The sequence below is a fragment of the Streptomyces sp. CB01201 genome (genome assembly GCF_002803085.1).
Classification (GTDB): domain Bacteria; phylum Actinomycetota; class Actinomycetes; order Streptomycetales; family Streptomycetaceae; genus Streptomyces; species Streptomyces hundungensis.
In genome coordinates, this window is record NZ_NNBJ01000002.1 from 251561 (window position 1) to 271264 (window position 19704).

The following is a 19704-nucleotide window of genomic DNA, read 5'->3' on the forward strand; positions in this document are numbered from 1 at the left end:
CCGGAAGAGCTGAGCGGGGCGCGGATCAGGGAACACCTGGTGCGTCTCCTGGAGGAGCCGGCGTTCCGGGAGGGCGCCGCGCGGCTGCGCCAGGAGCTGGCCGCCCAGCCGACGCCCGGCGAGGCGGTCCGGGAACTGGAGCTGCTCACCGACCGCTTCCGCACCCGCTAGTGTCCCTCGTCCATCAGGATCGCCCGTTGGACGTCCTGGAGTGCCGGGCCGGGCTCGACGCCCAGCTCGTCCCGGAGGGTGCGGCGCGCCCGCTGGTACACGCGCAGGGCGTCACCCCGGCACTCGCTGCGGTGCAACGCCATCATGAGCTGCCGGTGAAAGGCCTCCCGCAAGGGGTGCTCGGTACTGAGGAGATAGAGGTCGCTGACGAGTTCGCGGTGGTAGCCGAGGGCCATGCGCGCTTCGATCAGGCTCTCCATGCACTCCAGCTGGGCCTCGTTGAGCCAGGTGTGCAGCCCCTTGAGGATCGGCCCCGGTACCCCTTCCGCGAGGAAGGGGCCCCGGCACAGGGCCAGCGCGGCCTCGAAGCCGCTCATCGCGGCCTCGTACGCGCCGCTCCTGAGATGGGCCCTGCCCTCCCTCATCAGGTGCTTGAAGTCGAGGAGGTCGATCTCGTCGGAGTCCGGCGTCAGCAGCATGTACCCCGGGGGTTTGGTGAGGACGGGACTCGTCTCTTCCCCGGGTCGGCCGAGCATTTTGCGGATCTGCGAGATGTACACGTACAGGCCCGCGGTGGCGCTGCGCGGCGGGTCGTCCCCCCAGATCTCCCTAATGAGCTGGTCGGTGCTGACGACCTGGCCGGAGCGGGCGACCAGCGCGGCGAGAAGGATCTCCACCTTCTGCGCCTTGACGGTCTTCGTGCTCGGCCCGTCGATGACACGGAGCTGCCCCAGAATCTCGTATCGCACGCTGTGCACTCCCAATTTCTGGAAAGACGTTCGTCCGGGCCGGGCGACGCCGCTGCCCGAGAGAGCGGCGTCGTCTGCACGGCAGAGAATTCACGCCGAAGCCGGTGTATTCGGAATGGCAATTCTTCTGCTTCCGGAATGTCTGCGGTGTGATCGTGCGCAATTCGGCAGATGAATCAAAGCCATGACGGCATCACGCGAACTTCGATCAAGGAGTTCAGTGCCCGTTGGCCCGAAAGACTTGAAGATCGGTGAACCATGGTCGGACATCACTCCGGCTGGGGCCGAACATACCTCAGGTCGGCCATGGCGGGCCGGTCATAGTGGGCGCTCGACGTCCCGTTGACGGGACAGTCTGTCCGACGGGATTGAAGTCGATTCAGGGGTCCCGGTCGAGCATTGACAGGCTGCCGGGTCGACGTGCTTACCTGATGGCTCCGCGCCGGGCGGTCGCCGGTGACACCGGTCGAGTGCCGGAATGCATCTCGGAGTCCCGGAGACTGTTGTGCCACAGGAGTAAGCGGAAGATTCTCGACGAAAAGCTGTCCGCTCTCCCAGGTCTCCCCGGTCTCCCCGGTTCCCCTGCTTTTCGCCGGCCGTCGGCATTCCGGTTGCGATTCTCGGCCGGCGAACCCCCGGCGGCAGGAACGGCAGGACGCCGGGGCGGCGTGCTGGACCGGGCGGTGTGTACGAGGCCCATGGCGTCGCCGAATCGGCGCACACGGTGAAGGACGCACCATCGGCGAATCGCCGCGTCCGCGCAGAATGAACAGGAGTTCCCAGTAATGATCCCACTGTCTTTCGCGCAGCGACGCCTGTGGTTCATCGACAAGTTCGAGGGTCCCTCCGCGACTTACAACGTGCCCTTCCTCGTACAACTCACCGGGGAGCTGAACACCGAGGCGCTCACGGCGGCGGTCCGCGACGTGGTGGCCCGTCACGAGAGCCTGCGCACCCTGATAGTGGAGAACGCCGAAGGGATCCCGGCCCAGCAGGTGGTGCCGGTCGAGGACGCCGTCCTTGACATCCCGCTCGTCGAGGTCGGCCCCGAAGAGCTGGACGAGGCCGTACGGCGGGCCGCCAGCCGCACGATCACGCTGTCGGTGGAGATACCCGTCCGTGCGACCTTGTTCCGTACGGGCGAGCAGGAGCACCAGCTCCTGCTCCTGATCCACCACATCGCCAGCGACGGCGAGTCCATCGTCCCGCTCGCACGCGATCTGGACGCTGCCTACACCGCACGGGTCCACGGCGAGGTCCCCGACTGGCCCGAACTCCCGGTCCAGTACGCCGACTACACGCTGTGGCAGCGCGAACTGCTCGGCGACGAACGTGACCCCGGAAGTGTTCTGGCCACTCAGCTCGACTACTGGCGCGACGAGCTGTCCGGTGTGCCCCAGCCCCTGCGTCTGCTCACGGACCGGCCGCGCCCGCCAGTGGTCAGCCACCGGGGCGACGTCGTCGACGGCGGTGTCGACGAGAGCCTGCTCCACAAGGTCGAGGAACTCGCCAGGCGCACGGGGGTGTCGGCGCCGATGGTGTTCCAGGCCGCCCTCTCGGTCCTGCTGCAACAGCTCGGTGCGGGCCAGGACATCGCGATCGGCTCCACCATCGCGGGCCGGCGGGACGCCGACCTGGCAGATCTGGTGGGCTTCTTCGTCAACACCTGGGTTCTGCGCACCGATATGTCGGGCACCCCCTCCTTCGAGCAGGTCCTGGAACAGGTGCAGCACAAGGCGCTGGCCGCGTACGACAACCAGGACGCCCCCTTCGAGCGCCTCGTGGAGATGCTCAACCCCGAGCGCTCCACCGCCTACCACCCCTTGTTCCAGGTGATGTTCACCTGGTCGACCAGCGCCCGGCTGGACTTCGGCCTGCCGGGCGGTCTACGGGCCCGCATCGCTCCGCTCTGGACGTCGATGGCCAAGTTCGACCTGGAGTTCAGCTTCTTCAACGAGCCCGACGAACCGGGGCTCGCGATCTACCTGGAGTACGCGACCGACCTGTTCGATCGTTCCACGGCGCAGGCCTTCGTGGACCGCCTCGTGCGGCTGGTCGAGCAGCTGGTCGACGCTCCGTCCCGCGCCGTCGCGCTCTCGGACGTGCTGACGTCCGGCGAGCGTGAGCTGGTTCTGCGCACGCTCAACGACACGGCCGCCGAGACGCCCGAGCTGAGCATCACCGGCCTGGTGGAGCGTCAGACCGCCGCAACCCCGGATGCGACGGCCCTGGTCCACGACGACGTGACGCTGACGTACGCCGAGTTGGACGCCCGCGTGGGACGCCTCGCGGCGGAGCTGACCCTACGGGGAGTGGGCGCGGAATCGCTGGTGGGCCTGGCCCTGCCGCGCTCGGCGGACCTGATCGTGGGAATGCTCGGCATCTGGCGGGCGGGCGCCGCCTATCTGCCGATCGACCCCAAGTACCCCAGCACCCGTCTGGACCACATCCTGTCCGACGCGCGCCCACACCTCGTGCTGACCAGCGCGAACACGGCCGATGTGCTCCCGGTGTCCGACGTGCCCAGCCTGTTCGTCGAGGACATCGACTTCGACACCGAGGACTTCGACGCCGAGGGTCCGGACACACGGCGGGCCGTGGCGCGGTCGGCGAACGCCGCGTACGTGATGTACACCTCGGGCTCCACCGGCACGCCGAAGGGCGTGACGATCACCCACCGGGACGTGGTCAACGGCGTGCTCCGGCTGGCCGACACGGTCGGTATCGGCGAAGGGACGCGTGTCCTGGCGGGCACGTCGGTCAACTTCGACGTCTCCGTCTTCGAGACCGTGACGACGCTGGCCGCGGGCGGCACCCTGGAGGTCGTCCGCGACGTCCTCGTCATCGGAGAGCGGGGCGGCTGGTCCGGGGGCGTCATCAGTACGGTCCCTTCGGTCTTCGCCGAACTCCTTGACCAGGTGGGCGGGAAGATCCGCGCCGATGCGGTCGTCTTCGCCGGTGAGGCGCTGCCGACGGCACTGGTGGAGCGCGTCCGTGACGTGATCCCCGGCGCACGGGTGATCAACGCCTACGGCCAGACGGAGTCGTTCTACGCGACCGTCTTCGCCGCGGAGGAGGGCTGGACCGGCACGGCCGGTGCGCCCATCGGTGCCCCCCTGGGCAACATGCGCGCCTACGTGCTGGGCCCCGGTCTGCTGCCGGTCGCGCCGGGTGTGGTGGGCGAGCTGTACGTGGCGGGCAACGTGGCGCGCGGCTATCTCGGCAAGGCGTCGCTGACCGCCGAGCGCTTCGTCGCCGATCCCTACGGTCCGGCCGGAGCGCGGATGTACCGCACCGGCGACCTGGCCCGATGGAGAGCCGACGGCTGGCTGGAATACGTCGGCCGTGACGACGCCCAGGTGAAGGTGCGCGGCTTCCGCATCGAGCCGGGCGAAGTGGAGGCGGCACTCACCGCACACCCGGGCGTGGCACAGGCCGTCGTGGCGACGCGCCGGATTCAGGGCCGGACCCAGCTCGTCGGCTACGTGGTGCCGGCGGGCATGGAGGACTCAGGACTCGGAGCCGTGGACAGTCTGGGAGACCTGGACTTCGACCTGACGGCTGCCGTCTCCGCCCGCGAACTGCGCCGGTTCGTCTCCGGCAGGCTGCCGGAGTTCATGGTGCCGTCCCTGTTCGTGATGCTGGACCGGATGCCGCTGGCCCCCAACGGCAAGCTGGACCACAAGGCCCTGCCCGAGCCGGAGTTCACCGGTTCTGCCTACCGTGCCCCGAGCACCCTGGCCGAAGAGGTGCTCGCCTCCGTCTACGCCGAGGTGGTCGGCCTGGACCGGGTCGGGCTCGACGACGACTTCTTCGCCGTCGGCGGCGACAGCATCCGCTCCATCCAGGTCGTCACCCGGGCCAGGGCCCGGGGAGTCGAGGTCACCCCGCGGCAGATCTTCGAGTGCCGCACCGTGGGCGAGCTGGCCCGGGCGGCCCGGCACGCCGGTCAGGCCGGTCCGGCCCTGGCGGAGCTGGAGGGCGGTGGCGTCGGCTTCATGCCCCTGCTGCCCATCGGTCACTACCTGGCCGAACTGCACGACGACATCGACCGGTTCACCATGGTGATGACCGTCGAGCTGCCGGCCGGGATCGACCGGGACGGTCTTGAGGCGACGCTCTCCGCGGTCTTCGACCGTCATGACATCCTGCGCTCCAGGACGGTCACCGGCGAGCGGACGGGTCTGGAGGTCACCGCGCCCGGCACCGTCGACGTGGCGCCGCTCATCCACCGCGTCGCGGGCGACGACAGCTGGGGCGGGGCCTGGCGGGAGCAGGCGGCCGACGAACTCGACCGCGCCGCAGCCCGCTTGGACTCGGCGAACGGCGTGATGGCGCAGTTCGTGTGGTTCGACGCTGGCCCCGGTGCCACCGGACGTCTGAGCATCCTGTTGCACCACTTCGCCGTGGACGGTGTGTCGTGGCGCATCCTGCTGCCCGATCTCGCCGCTGCCTGGCGGCAGGTCCGTGACGGGCGTCCCCCGCGGCTGCCCGAGGTCGGAACCTCCGTACGCCGCTGGGCGCATGCCCTGAACGAGGTCGCCTCCGCCGAGCGGGCCGATGAGCTTCCCCTGTGGCGGGAGATCGTGTCCGGTCCCGACCCGCAGCTGGGCGCACGCCCCTTCGACCCGGCCGTCGACACCATGTCCACCGTCGGCCATGTCTCCCTGGAACTGCCGACCGGCGTCACCCAGGCCCTCCTGACCACGCTGCCCGCCGCCTTCCGCGGCGGCGTCAACGACGGTCTGCTCACGGCGCTGGCGCTCGCCCTCGCCAAGTGGCGCAAGGGCCGCGGCATCGACGAGACGTCCGCGCTGATCCGGCTGGAAGGCCACGGCCGCGAGGAGGCCGTCGCCCCCGGCGCCGACCTCTCGCGCACCATGGGCTGGTTCACCAGCATGTACCCGGTCCGTCTCGACATCGCCGGAGCCGACCTGGACGAGGCCATCGCGGGCGGCCCGGCCGCGGGAGCCGCGGTCAAGGCCGTCAAGGAGCAACTGCTCGCCGTGCCCGACAAGGGCATCGGCTACGGCCTGCTGCGCCACCTCAACGCCGGGACCGCGGCGGTCCTGCGGGCATGCCCGTCCGGGCAGATCACGTTCAACTACCTCGGCCGCTACACCGGTGCGTCCAACATGCCCGAGGATCTGCGCGGCCTCGGCTTCACCCAGGTCGAGGACACGACCATGCTGGTGCCCCGGTTGGACGGCGCCATGCCCGCCCTCGCCACCCTGGGGATCGGCGCGTACGTCACCGACACCGAGCAGGGCCCGCGCCTGGACGCCCGTATGGACTTCCCCGCCGGGCTGCTGAGCGCCGACGAGGTCCAGGAGCTCGCGGACCTGTGGCGCGCGGCCCTGGAAGGCCTCGCGCGGTACGCCGCCGGGCCGGACGCGGGGGGCCTCACGCCCTCGGACGTACCGCTGGTCGCCGTGAGCCAGAGCGAGCTGGACGGCTGGCAGGAGACGTATGCCGGCCTGAGCAGCGTGTGGCCGCTGACCGCGATGCAGAACGGTCTGCTCTTCCACACCGAGCTGGCGGGCGCCGATTTCGACGCCTACCAGATGCAGCTCGTCTTCCACCTCGCCGGCGAGGTGGAGCCGCAGCGGATGCGGGCGGCCGGGCAGGCGCTGCTCGACCGCTACCCCAACCTGCGGGCCGCGTTCGTCGCCGACGGCGCGGGGGACAGGGTCCAGATCATCCAAGACGGCGTCGAACTGCCGTGGAACGAGCGAGACTTCAGTGACCTGCCGGCGGCGGAGCGGGAAGCGCGGCTCAAGCGGTTCCTGAAGCAGGAGCACAGCGCCTGCTTCGATCCGGCCCTGGCGCCGCTGCTGCGGATCTCGCTGGTCAAGCTGACCGCGGACCGCTGGGAACTGGTGCTCACCGCCCACCACGTCCTGTTCGACGGCTGGTCGGTGCCGCTGGTGATGCAGGACCTGCTGCGCCTGTACGGCTCGGCCGGTGACGCCTCCGCGCTGGGCAGGCCGCGCGACTACCGGGACTTCCTCGTGTGGCTCGACGGCCAGGACCACGAGGCCACCGCGCGGGCGTGGGCGCGGGAACTGGACGGCGTGGCGGAGCCGACGCTGCTGCTGGAGGGTCCCGCCGAGGGCGGCGAGCCCTCCGGGGTCGGACAGGTGGACGTACCGCTCACCCCGGAGCAGTCCCGGGAGCTCTCCCGCCGGGCGAGCGAACTGGGGCTGACGCTCAACACGCTGGTCCAGGGCGCGTGGGGCATCCTGCTCGCGGGGCTCACCGGGCGTCGCGACGTGGTGTTCGGAGCCACCGTCTCCGGGCGGCCGCCGCAGGTGGCGGGCGTGGACGAGATGGTCGGCATGTTCATCAACACCCTGCCGGTCCGGATGGACTGCGCCCCCGGCGAGTCGCTCGGCACCCTCCTCGGCCACCTCCAGGAGCGGCAGAGCGCACTCCTCGATCACCATCACCACAGCCTGCTGGAGATCCATCGGGCCACCGGCCTGCGGACCCTGTTCGACACGATGGTGGTCTTCGAGTCGTACCCCATCGACAGTGCGGCCCTGAGCGAGGCGTACTCGGCCGCCGGGATCTCCGTGACCGGGCTCAGCCCGCTCAGCAGCACCCACTACCCGCTGATCGTGACGGCCTTCGCCGAGCCGCATCTGAGGGTCGCCCTGCAGTACCAGCACCACCTCCTCGACGCCGAGCAGACGGCCACCATCGCCCGCCGCTTCGGGCGCGTCCTCGCCCGGCTGGCGCTCGACCCGTGGTCTTCGCTCAGCGAGGTGGATCTGCTGGAGCCCGCGGAGCGCGCACGGATCCTGACCGACGTCAACGACACCGTCGCCGTCACTCCCGAGCTGACCATTCCCGGTCTGTTCGAGCGGCAGGCGGCCGGGACGCCTGACAGGACTGCCGTGATCTGCGGGGGGACCACCTACAGCTACGCGGAGATCGACGCCCGCGCCAACCGGCTGGCGCGCGCGCTGACCGAGCGCGGGGTCGGCCCGGAGACCGTCGTCGGTCTGGCGCTGCCGCGCTCGGCCGACCTGATCACCGGATTCCTCGGCATCCTGAAGGCGGGCGGCGCATACCTGCCGATCGACCCCGCGTACCCGAGCGCTCGGCTCGACCACATCCTGGGCAGTGCCCGGCCGCAGCTGGTCCTCACCGACGCGGACACGGTCGGGGTGCTCCCCGGGACGGACGTCCCGACGCTCCTCCTCGGTGACGTCGACCTTGAGAGCGGCGACCCGTCCGTGGAGTCGAAGGCGCGGCCGCAGCACGCGGCGTACGTGATGTACACCTCCGGCTCCACCGGCACACCCAAGGGCGTGGTGGTCAGCCACGCCAACGTGGTCAACGGTGTGACGCGGCTCGCCGAGCGGGTGGGGGTGGACGCCGACACCCGGATGTTCGCGGGCTCGTCCGTCAACTTCGACGTGTCCGTCTTCGAGATCGTCACGACGCTGGCCCAGGGCGGCACCGTCGAGGTGGTCAGGGACGCCCTCGTGCTCGCCGAACGCGAGACGGTGTCGGCGAGCGTGATCAGCACGGTGCCGTCGGTCTTCGCCGAATTGGGCGACCGCATGGCCGCCATCTCCGGCCTGAAGACCGTGGTCTTCGCCGGTGAGGCGCTGTCCGACACGCTGGTGCGCCACATCCGCGAGTCCCTGCCCGAGGTGCGCATCGTCAACGCCTACGGACAGACCGAGTCGTTCTACGCCACCACGTACGACGTCGAGGCGGGGCAGACCCGCCAGGACGCCGGCCAGACCCCGATCGGCACGCCGCTCGGGAATATGCGCACCTACGTCCTCGGCCCGGGCTTCGCGCCCGTACCTCCCGGGGTGGTGGGGGAGCTGTACGTCGCGGGGAACATCAGCCGCGGCTACCTCGGCCTCGCCGCTCTGACCGCCGAGCGCTTCGTCGCCGACCCCTACGGTCCGCCCGGCGCACGCATGTACCGCACGGGCGACCTGGCCCGCTGGACCGCCCACGGGCAGCTCCTCTACGTCGGCCGTGACGACGACCAGGTCAAGATCCGCGGTGTCCGCGTCGAGCCCGCCGAGGTCGAGCGAGCCCTGGCCACACACCCGGGCGTCGCCCAGTCCGTGGTCGTCGCCCGGAGCGCCGAGGGCACGGGGGACAAGCAACTCGTCGCCTACGTGGTGCCCGCCCCGGTCGGCGGCGGCCGTCCGCAGCAGGACGAGGGGACCGAGGCTCTCGTCGGCTCGTTGCGCGGCTATCTTCAGGACCACCTGCCCGCGCACCTGGTGCCCGCCGCCGTCGTCGCCATCGACTCCGTGCCGCTGGTCGCCAACGGGAAGCTGGACCGCAAGGCGCTGCCCGCGCCGGACTTCGCCGGAGCGGCCGCGGGCCGAGGTCCGCGCACCGCGCAGGAAGAGCTGCTGTGTGAGCTGTTCGCCGAGGTGCTGCACGTGGAGCGGGTCGGCATCGACGACAACTTCTTCGACCTCGGCGGCCACTCGATCATGGCCACCAAGCTCGTCAACCGCATCCGCGTCTCGCTCCGCACGGAGGTGGAGCTGCGGACCCTCTTCGCCCACCCCACCGTGGCCGGACTCGTCCCGCACCTGGACGGCGCCACGGGCACCCGGGCGCCGCTGGCTCCCGCCGCGAAGCGGCCCGAGCGGCTCCCGCTGTCCTTCTCCCAGCAGCGCCTCTGGTTCCTGCACAAGTTCGAGGGCCACGCGGCGACGTACAACATGCCGCTCATCCTGCGACTCAGCGGTGACCTGAACGTGCGGGCCCTGGAGGAGACGGTCAACGACATCGTCACCCGGCACGAGATCCTGCGCACCGTCTACCGCGAGGTCGAAGGCAAGCCGTACCAGCACGTCCTGGGGGCGGAGAAGGCCCGCATCGGTCTGCCCCTGCGGCAGGTTGCGGGCGACGACGGGCTGGCCGAGGCCATCACCGCAGCGGCCCGGCACCCCTTCGACATCGCCGCCGAGATTCCGCTGAAGGCTGTTCTGCTCGGCGTCGGCCCGGACGAGCACGTCCTGGTCCTCGTGATCCACCACATCGCGGCCGACGGCTGGTCCGCGACGCCCCTCGCGAAGGACCTGGCCACGGCCTACGAGGCCCGCGCCCGGGGCGCGGCCCCCCAGTGGACTCCGCTGCCGCTGCAGTACGCGGACTACGCGCTGTGGCAGCAGGAGCTCCTGGGCGACGACGACGACCCGGACAGCCTGTTCAGCAAGCAGTACCGCTACTGGTCCCAGCAGCTGGCCCGGTTGCCCGAGACGGTCACCATCCCCAGCGACCGGCCCCGCCCCGCGGAACTCGACCGCAGCGGCGATGTGCTGGAGTTCACGATGGACGGCGCGCTGCACGAGGGCGTCGCCGGCCTCGCCCGGGCCACCGGCACCACCCCCTTCATGGTGCTGCAGGCGACCATGGCCGCCCTGCTCACCCGGCTCGGCGTGGGCACCGACATCGCGCTCGGCAGCGGCATCGCGGGCCGCGTCGACGAGAACCTCAACGACCTGATCGGCCTCTTCGTCAACGTGCAGGTGATGCGCACCGACACGTCCGGCGACCCGACCTTCACCGAACTGCTCGGCCAGGCCCGCCGGACGAGCCTGGCCGCCTACACCCACCAGGACATTCCCTTCGAAGCTCTGGTGGAAAAGCTCAACCCGGAGCGCTCGGCCTCGGTCAACCCGCTCTTCCAGATCGCCTTGATCCTCCAGAACACCGAGGACAAGGACTTCGAGCTGCCCGGCCTGCGGGTGGTCAGCGAGGGGGTGGGCACCGGGACGTCCCGCTACGACCTCACCCTGAGCCTCAGCGAGACGTTCGAGAACCGCACCGCGCCAGCGGGCATCCACATCGCCGCCGAGTACTCCACCGAACTGTTCGACGCCTCGACGATCGAAGCGCTGATCGCCCGCTGGGAACGGCTCCTGGCCGCCGCGGTCGCCGACCCCTCGCAGCGCATCGGCGACGCGGTACTGCTCGCCTCCGAGGAGCGCCGCGCGCTGCTGCTGGCCGAACGGCACGCCGAGCGGACCGTGCCGGAGGCCACCTTCCCGGAGCTCTTCCGGGAGCGGTCGCGGCAGTCGCCGCAGGCACTGGCGGTGGAGTCGGCCGACCAGGCGTGGTCGTACGAGGAGCTGAACGCACAGGCGAACCGGATCGCGCACTGGCTGATCGCCCGGGGCATCGGGCCCGAGCAGTCGGTCGGCGTGGCCATGCCGCGCAGCGCGGACCAGGTCGCCGTCGCCCTCGCCGTCCTCAAGGCGGGCGCCGCCTATCTGCCCGTCAACCTCGACTACCCGGCCGACCGCATCCTCTTCATGCTCGACGACGCCGCCCCCGGCGTTCTGCTCACCACCCGGGCCGCCCTCGACGAGCTGCCCGACGGGCTGACCACAGAGGCGCTCCCCATCGACACCCCCGAGGTCCGGGCGGCCTGGCAGGACAGTCCGGTCACCGACCCCGAGACCGCCCTGACCCCCGCCCACCCGGCGTACATCATCTTCACCTCCGGCTCGACCGGCCTGCCCAAGGGCGTCACCGTCACCCACGCGGGCATCGCGGCCCTCAGCCGCACCACGCAGGACCGCCTCGCGCTGACCCCGGACGCGCGTGTCCTCCAGGTCGCGGCCCCCAGCTTCGACGCCGCCTTCTGGGAGCTGGTGCAGGCGCTCACCAGTGGCGCCACCCTCGTCGTCCCGGCGGAGCAGCGGGTTGTCGGCGACGACCTGGCCCGTACGCTGGCCGACCGCAGCATCACCCACGTGATGCTGCCGCCCAGCGTGCTCGCCGCGCTCCCGGCCGTCACCTCCCACGCTCTGACGGAGCTGCGCACCGTCACTGTCGGCGGCGAGGCCTGCCCGCCCGCCCTGGTTGCCGCCTGGGCACCGGGCCGCCGCTTCGTCAACGCCTACGGGCCCACCGAAACCACGGTCTGCGGCGCCATCAGCGCCCCCCTCACCACGGATCACACGCCCATCGGCACCGCCGTGGCCGACAACCGGGTGCGGGTGCTGGACGAGCGGCTCGCACCGGTCGCACCGGGCACCCCCGGCGAGCTCTACATCGCAGGCCCCAGCCTCGCCCGCGGCTATCTGAACCGCTCCGCGCTCACTGCCGAGCGGTTCGTCGCCGACCCCTACGGACCGGCCGGCACCCGCATGTACCGCACCGGCGACATCGTCCGCCAGGGTGCCGACGGACAGCTCGACTACCTGGGTCGCAGCGACGACCAGGTCAAGATCAACGGCCTGCGCATCGAGCCGGGCGAGATTGCCGCGACCCTCGGGCACCACCCGGGCGTCGCCCAGGCCGTCGTGATCGTGCGCGAGAACAAGGAGGGCGAACGGCGCCTGGTCGGCTACGCGGTTCCGGCGCCGGGGGACCGGGGCAAGGGCCTCGACGCCGACGCCCTGCGCGCGTTCCTCTCCGAGCGGCTGCCGGAGTTCATGGTGCCCTCGCTGTTCATGCTGCTCGACGGCCTGCCGTTGACACCCAACGGCAAGCTCGACAAGGCCGCGCTGCCCGAGCCGGAGGTCACCGGCGGCGCCTATCAGGCGCCCCGCACCGACGCGGAGAAGGCGCTCGCCGCCATCTACGCCGAGATCCTCGAACGGGACCGGGTCGGCATCGATGACGACTTCTTCGCCCTCGGCGGCGACAGCATCCGTTCCATCCAGGTCGTCTCCCGGGCCCGCGCCCAGGGCATCAAGGTCACGCCGCGGCTGATGTTCAAGCACCGTACGGTGGCCGCGCTCGCCGAGGCCGCCGCGGCCGGCGACCAGAGCGGGCGGCCCGCCCGCCGTGAGCCCGTGGACGGCGGCATCGGCTGGATGCCGCTGCTGCCCGTGGCCCGCCAGATGAGTGAACACGTCGGAAGCTATGACGGATTCGCCATGTCGATGGTGGTGGACCTGCCGACGGGCATCGACGAGAGCGGACTGGTCGCCACCCTTTCCGCGGTCGTCGATCACCACGACATCCTCCGCTCCCGCTTCCGCGTCCGCGCCGGAGAGGCCGGGCTGGACGCGGGCAAGCCCGGCACCGTCGACGTGGCCGCGCTCATCAGCCGCAGGCCCTGCGCGGGTGACTGGCACGACCCGGCCTGGCGGCGGGAGACCAAGGCCGCGGTGGACGCCGCCGTCGGCGAACTGGACTCGAAGTCCGGCCAGATGGCCCGCTTCATCTGGTGCGACGCGGGCCCGGACACCTCCGGGCGGCTGATCATCGTCCTGAACCACCTGGTGGTCGACGGTGTCTCCTGGCGCATCCTCCTGCCCGACCTCGCCCAGGCCTGGGACCACGTGCGCCAGGGGCGCACCCCCCGGCCGGCCGCGGTGTCCACCACGATGCGCCGTTGGTCGTACGGCTTGGTGGAGGCGGCCGCCTCCACCAAGCGGGTGGCCGAACTCGCCCTGTGGAAGAAGGTCCTCGACGGACCCGACCCGCTCCTGGGCTCCCGCGCCCTCGACCCGGCCGTCGACGTGCGCGCCACCATGGAGACCGTCCAGGTCAAGCTGACCCCGCAGGTCACCGAAGCACTGCTGACGACGCTGCCCGCCGCCTTCCACAGCGGGGTCAACGACGGTCTGCTCACCGCCCTCGCTCTGGCCATGACCAAGTGGCGCAGGACGCGGGGCGACGGGGAGTCATCGGCTCTGATCCGTCTCGAAGGACACGGCCGCGAGGAGGCCGCCGTGCCCGGCACCGACATCACGCGCACGGTGGGCTGGTTCACCAGCGTCTACCCCGTCCGCCTCGACGTCGGCGGCCTCGACCTAGACGAGGCCATCGCGGGCGGCCGGCCCGCGGGCAACGCCATCAAGGCGGTCAAGGAGCAGCTCCACGCGATTCCGGACAAGGGCATCGGCTACGGTCTGCTGCGCCATCTCAACCCGAAGACCGCCGAGGCGCTCAAGGACCTCGACGAGGGGCAGGTCTCCTTCAACTACCTGGGCCGGTTCGCCTCGGGCAGTCAGGCGCCGCAGGCCGGCGGCGCGGGCTGGACGATGTCCGCCGACCTGGACGAGCTCGCCCCCGAACTGACCACGCCCGCCCTGACCGTCGTCGACATCACCGCCTACGCCGTCGAGACGGAGCAGGGCCCGCAGTTGAGCGCCGGTATCTCCTTCCCCACCGGGCTGCTCGGACGGGACGAGGCGCAGGAGTTCGCGGACCTGTGGTGCACGGCCCTGGAAGGTCTGGCCCGGCACGCCACCGAGCCCGGTGCGGGCGGACTGACGCCGTCGGACGTACCGCTGGTCCGGCTGCGGCAGCGGGACCTGGAAGTGTGGGAGCAGAGCTACCCGGACGTGGCCGACGTATGGCCGCTCACCTCGATGCAGTCCGGCCTGCTGTTCCAGAGCAGGCTGGCCGGCGCCGGGTTCGACGCCTACCAGGTGCAGCTGGCCTTCCACCTGACCGGCCGGGTGGAGCCCGAGCGCATGCGTGCCGCAGGTCAGGCGGTGCTCGACCGCTACGACAGCCTGCGCACCGCGTTCGTGGCCACCGACGCCGGCGAGCAGGTGCAGGTGTTGCTGGGGCGGGTCGAACTGCCCTGGCAGGCCCTCGACTGGAGTGACCTGTCCGAGGCGGAACAGGACGCGGCCTATCGGGAACTCCTCGCCCGGGACCAGGCCACGCACTTCGACCTGAGCGCCCCGCCGATGCTGCGCCTGACCCTGGTGAAGCGGACGGCCGAGCGGCACGAGCTGATCCTCACCGTCCACCACATCGTGTACGACGGCTGGTCGGGCCCCTTGGTGCTGCGGGACCTGCTGCACCTGTACAGCACCCACGGCGACGCCGAGCAACTGGGCCGGGTGCGTCCCTATCGCGACTACCTCGACTGGCTGTCGGGCCAGGATCACGAGGTCGCGGCCCGTGCCTGGACGTCAGAGCTGGCCGGGGTGGACGAGCCCACGCTCGCGGCGCCGGGGACCCGGCAGGAGACGAGCGGCAACCACCGGCACGTGCGTGTCGACCTGGACGAGGACACGGCGCGCCTGTTGGCGCGCCGCGCGACGGATCTCGGGATCACCCTCAACACCCTCGTGCAGGGCGCCTGGGGCCTGCTCCTGGCAGGCCGGACCGGTTCTCAGGACGTGGTGTTCGGCGCCACGGTCTCCGGGCGTCCGCCCCAGGTGGCGGGCGTGGACGAGATGGTGGGGCTGTTCATCAACACCCTGCCGGTGCGCCTGAGCCCGACCCCCGGGCAGACCCTGGGCGAGCTGCTGCGCGATCTCCAGGACCGGCAGGCCGCCCTGATGGACCATCACCACTTCGGGCTGGCCGAGATCCATCGGGCCACCGGGCTCGGGACCCTCTTCGACTCGGTGGTCGTCTACGAGTCCTACCCGGCCGACGTGGACGGACTGGGCCAAATGCAGAGCGCGGCCGGGATCAGCATCGCGGGCATCGACGGCGAAGCGACCGTGCACTACCCGCTGGGCCTGCTCGCCGAGGCGGACCCGGACCTGCGGCTGACGCTCGGCTACCAGGACCACGCCCTCGACTCCCGTACCGCGCGGCGCCTCGCGGACCGCCTGGCGCGGATCCTCCAGCACATCGCGGCAGACCCCGGAACTTTGGTGGGCCTGATCGACGTGGTCGAACCGGCGGAGCGCGCACGGCTGTTGACCGACTTCAACGACTCGGCGACGGACGTCCCGGAGGCGACGATCGCCGAGCTCTTCGCGCGGCAGGCCGCGGCCACCCCCGACGCGGTCGCGGTGGTCTTCGGCGACATCACGCTCACGTACGAGGAGCTGGACGCCCGGGCCAACCGGCTCGCGCGGGTCCTGGCGGCGCGCGGCGTGGGCCAGGAGTCCGTCGTCGGGCTGGCGCTGCCGCGCTCGCAGGAGCACATCGTGGCCGTACTCGCGGTGGCGAAGGCGGGAGGCACGTATCTGCCCCTCGACCCGGAGTACCCCGCCGAGCGGCTGAGCTTCATGCTGAGCGACGCGGCACCCACCGTCCTGGTGACCGACGAGAAGATCTCGGCGGGGTTGCCGCGGAGCGGTTGCGCACACCTGGTGATCGACGAACCCGACGTCGCCGAGGAGATCGCCGCGGCCTCGGCACAGCCGCCGGAGGCCGCCGCGGCCGGGCGGGCGGATCAGCTCGCCTACGTGATGTACACCTCGGGGTCCACGGGCCGGCCCAAGGGGGTCGGCATCACGCACCGGTCGGTGACCGTACTCGTGGCGGACCGGTGCTTCGGCCAGGGGCGTCACCAGCGGGTCCTGATGCACAACACGCAGGCCTTCGACACCTCGACCTATGAGCTGTGGGTCCCCCTGCTGCGCGGCGGCGCCATCGTCATCCCGGCCCCCGGGCGCCTGGACCCGGCCGGTCTGATGCACATGATCGCCGAGTACGGAGTGACCGGTCTGGCCATGACGGCGGGACTGTTCATGGCCATCGCGGAGGAGATGCCCGAGGCGTTCGCGGGGGCGCGCCAGGTGTGGACCGTCGGTGACGTGGTCACACCGGCCGCCCTGAGAAGGGTGCTGGACGCGTGCGACGGCCTGTCCGTCGTCAACGGCTACGGGCCGACCGAGACCACCGCGGCCACCTCCATGCACGCCATGGACGACGCGGCGGAGCTGGGCGATGTGGTGCCGATCGGGCATCCGATGGACAACACGCGCCTGTACGTACTCGACCCGGCCCTGCGGCCGGTGCCGCTGGGCGTTCCCGGCGAGCTCTACGTCGCGGGCGAACGCCTGGCCCGCGGCTATCTGGGCCGCTACGACCTGACTGCGGAACGTTTCGTGGCCTGCCCCTTCGGAGGGCCCGGCGAGCGCATGTACCGCACGGGTGACGTGGTGAGCTGGACCGAGGAGGGCCGCCTGGTCTTCCACGGCCGCGCCGACAACCAGGTCAAGATCCGGGGCTTCCGCATCGAACCCGGCGAGGTCGAGGCCGAGCTGGCCACACACCCGGGTGTCGCCCAGGCCGTCGTCATCGCCCGGGACTACCGGAGCACCGGTATGCGCCTGCTCGCCTACGTGACCTTGGCCGCGGGGGACGGGCCGGACGCCGACGAGCTGCGGGCCCACACCGCGCGGCGGCTGCCGGAGCACATGGTGCCGTCCGCGTTCGTGATCATGGACAGGCTCCCGCTGGCCGCCACCGGCAAGGTGGACCGCAAGGCGCTGCCCCTCCCCGAGATCACCAGTGACGCCGCCTACCGCGCCCCGCGCACTCCTCAGGAGGAGCTCCTGACCGCCGTGTTTGCCCAGATTCTGGGCGTCGGACGCGTCGGCATCGACGACAGCTTCTTCGACCTCGGCGGCCACTCGCTGCTCGCCACCAAGCTCATCAGCCGCATCCGCACGGTGCTGGGCGTGGAGGTGCCGATCCGTCTGGTGTTCCAGGCGCCCACCGTCGCGGAACTGGCCGCGCAGTTGACCGGCAGCTCCGGATTCACGGGCGAGAGCGACCCGTTCGGTGCGGTGCTGCCGCTGCGGACCGGCGGGAGCGGGGCGCCGCTGTGGTTCATCCACCCCGGCTTCGGCCTCTGCTGGTCCTACCTGGGCATGGCCGTTCAGCTCGGCGACCGGCCGGTGTACGGCATTCAGGCTCGCGGCTTCGACGGATCACCGCTGCCCGAGAGCTTCGCGGCCATGGTGGTCGACTACACGGAGCAGATCCTCTCCGTGCAGCAGGAGGGGCCCTTCCAGCTGGCCGGGCACTCCCTGGGCGGAGCCCTCGCCCAGGCCGTCGGCGCCGAACTCCAGAGCCGCGGGCACGAGGTGCCCTTGGTAGTGCTCCTGGACGCCGTACCGGGCAGCTGGTTCGCCCAGCAGTCCGAGGCGCACCTCGACCGGTCCGAATCGCGCGACTTCCTGGAGGGCTACCTGCCGGGTGACGCGGACGACGAGAGCCGCCGGACCGTCGTCGAAAACGGTGCGACCGTCATGGTCGAACACACCCGCATGGTGAAGGAGTTCACCCAGCCCGTCCACCGCGGCACCGTGCTGTTCTTCAGCGCGACGCAGAGCCCCGAGGCGCAGCCGGAACTCTGGGCCCCGTACGTCGAGGGCGAACTGCACACGTACGACATCGACTCCACCCATTTCGGGCTGACCGCACCGAAGCCGGCGGCCGAGATCTGCACCCTCATCAACCACCACCTCCACCACTAAGGGAGCCACCATGAGCACGAACCCGTTCGACGACGAGACCGGCACGTTCTACGTCCTGGTCAACGACGAGGAACAGCATTCCCTGTGGCCGTCGTTCGCCACGGTCCCCGACGGCTGGCGGATCGTCTTCGGGGCCGATGAGCGCGCCGCTTGCCTCACCCACATCGAGGAGAAGTGGACCGACCTGCGGCCCAGGAGCCTGCGCGAAGCCATGACCGCCTAGTCCCGCCCCCCGTGTCCCACCCGAGACCCTTTGCGGATCCGAAGAGAAGGAGAGGAACGAGAGCGTGACGCAACTCGCTGACCGCTGGGGAGTGAACCCGGCGTATTTCTGGATGTGGGACAGGTGGCCGGACCAGCCCGTCAAGATCGACGACAGCGGCGTGGTCCACGTGTACGGGCACGCCGAGTGCGTTCAGGTCTACGGCGACCCGCAGACGTACTCGTCCAATGTGGAAGCGCTGTTGCTCGGCGAGGCGGACGAGGGCGAGGCGTTGAGCGACGGTGCTCTGAGCGCGGCGGACCCGCCCAAGCACACAAAGATGCGCAAGATCGTCAGCCGCGCGTTCACGCCCAAGATGGTGGCCGATCTCGAACCGCAGATCATCAAGATCACCCATGAGCTCCTCGACGCGGCGGAGGGCAAGGGCGGCCTGGAGCTGGTCGAGGACCTGGCCTACCCGATGCCGGTGATCGTGATCGCCGACATGCTCGGGGTGCCGCCGAGCGACCGGTACCTGTTCAAGCGCTGGGTGGACCAGATCGTCACCGCGGCCGGCGAGGTGACCGTCGAGACCGCGGGCGTGCAGCGGGACGATGCCGACGTCGCGGCAGCCATGGGGCAGGTGCCCGAGCTGATGGACTACCTGCGCCAGCACGTCGTCGAGCGCCGCAGGAAGCCACAGGACGACCTGCTCACCAAGCTCGTCGAGGCGGAGATCGAGGGCGAGCACCTGAGCGAGAGTGCCATCGTCAACTTCGCCAGGGAACTCCTCGTCGCCGGACACCTCACCACCAGCGCGACGATCGGCAACATGCTGCTGTGCCTGGACGCGCACCCGCGGCAGATGGAGCGGCTGCGGGCCGATCCCGGCCTCGCTCCGGGGGTGGTCGAGGAGACCCTGCGGTTCCTGAGCCCGCTCGCGGGCTCGGTCCGCGCGACGGTCGCCGACACGGAGCTGGCCGGGGTCAAGGTGCCCGCGCGCAGCCTCGTCAGGCTCTGGCTCGGCGCGGCCAACCGGGACGAGCGCCAGTTCGCCCGGCCCCACGTGTTCGACCCGGATCGCGACCCCAACCCGCAGCTGGGATTCGGCCGCGGGATCCACTTCTGCATCGGCGCACCGCTGGCCCGGCTGGAGGGGCGCGTCGGCGTGAACGTCCTCCTGGAGCGGTTCCCGAAGCTGCGCGTGGACCCGGACGGTTCGCCGGAGTTCATGGATCTCGAAGACGTGCTGGGCGTTTCGAAGCTGCCGATGCTCACCACCTGACAGCCGGGGGGGGGAAGGCGGCGAGAGGTGTCCCGGCGCGGACCTGAGCGCAGGCCGCGCCGGACATCGCCGCCGCTGCCACGGCGGGCCGGCCCGGCCCGCGGACCGCCAAGGGCAACGCAAGAACCGTTCAAGGTCGAGTGGCGAGACTGGCCGGGC

At 71.0% G+C, this 19704-nt stretch carries 4 protein-coding genes and 1 pseudogene; 4 read left to right on the forward strand and 1 reads right to left on the reverse strand.

Annotated elements, in window-relative coordinates:
• Positions 1 to 9: 9 nt before the first annotated feature.
• A complete protein-coding gene (locus CG740_RS41830) occupies positions 10 to 171 on the forward strand; it encodes a nucleotide disphospho-sugar-binding domain-containing protein (protein ID WP_442802813.1) in 162 nt (53 codons plus the stop codon).
• On the opposite strand, the gene CG740_RS05955 is transcribed toward CG740_RS41830, so the two are convergent.
• The gene (locus CG740_RS05955) at positions 168 to 920 is read right to left on the reverse strand and encodes an AfsR/SARP family transcriptional regulator (protein ID WP_100574262.1); all 753 of its coding nucleotides are present in this window, start codon (positions 918 to 920) and stop codon (positions 168 to 170) included. The genes CG740_RS41830 and CG740_RS05955 overlap by 4 nt on opposite strands.
• A 785-nt stretch (positions 921 to 1705) precedes the next feature.
• Between CG740_RS05955 and CG740_RS05960 the strand changes: the two are divergent.
• The 3 genes and pseudogenes from CG740_RS05960 to CG740_RS05970 form a co-directional block, all read left to right on the forward strand.
• A pseudogene (locus CG740_RS05960) lies at positions 1706 to 18058 on the forward strand (non-ribosomal peptide synthetase); the annotation flags it as partial.
• A gap of 10 nt (positions 18059 to 18068) precedes the next feature.
• Complete coding sequence (locus CG740_RS05965; protein ID WP_100573884.1) at positions 18069 to 18281, forward strand: MbtH family protein; 213 nt, start codon at positions 18069 to 18071, stop codon at positions 18279 to 18281.
• A 64-nt stretch (positions 18282 to 18345) separates the two neighbouring features.
• The gene (locus tag CG740_RS05970) at positions 18346 to 19545 is read left to right on the forward strand and encodes a cytochrome P450 (protein ID WP_199846357.1); all 1200 of its coding nucleotides are present in this window, start codon (positions 18346 to 18348) and stop codon (positions 19543 to 19545) included.
• The last annotated feature ends 159 nt before the right edge of the window (positions 19546 to 19704 follow it).

Bases quoted from the DNA above. Each gene is read 5' to 3' on its own strand.
- CG740_RS05965 (WP_100573884.1), top strand. From the start codon at position 18,069: ATGAGCACGAACCCGTTCGACGACGAGACCGGCACGTTCTACGTCCTG.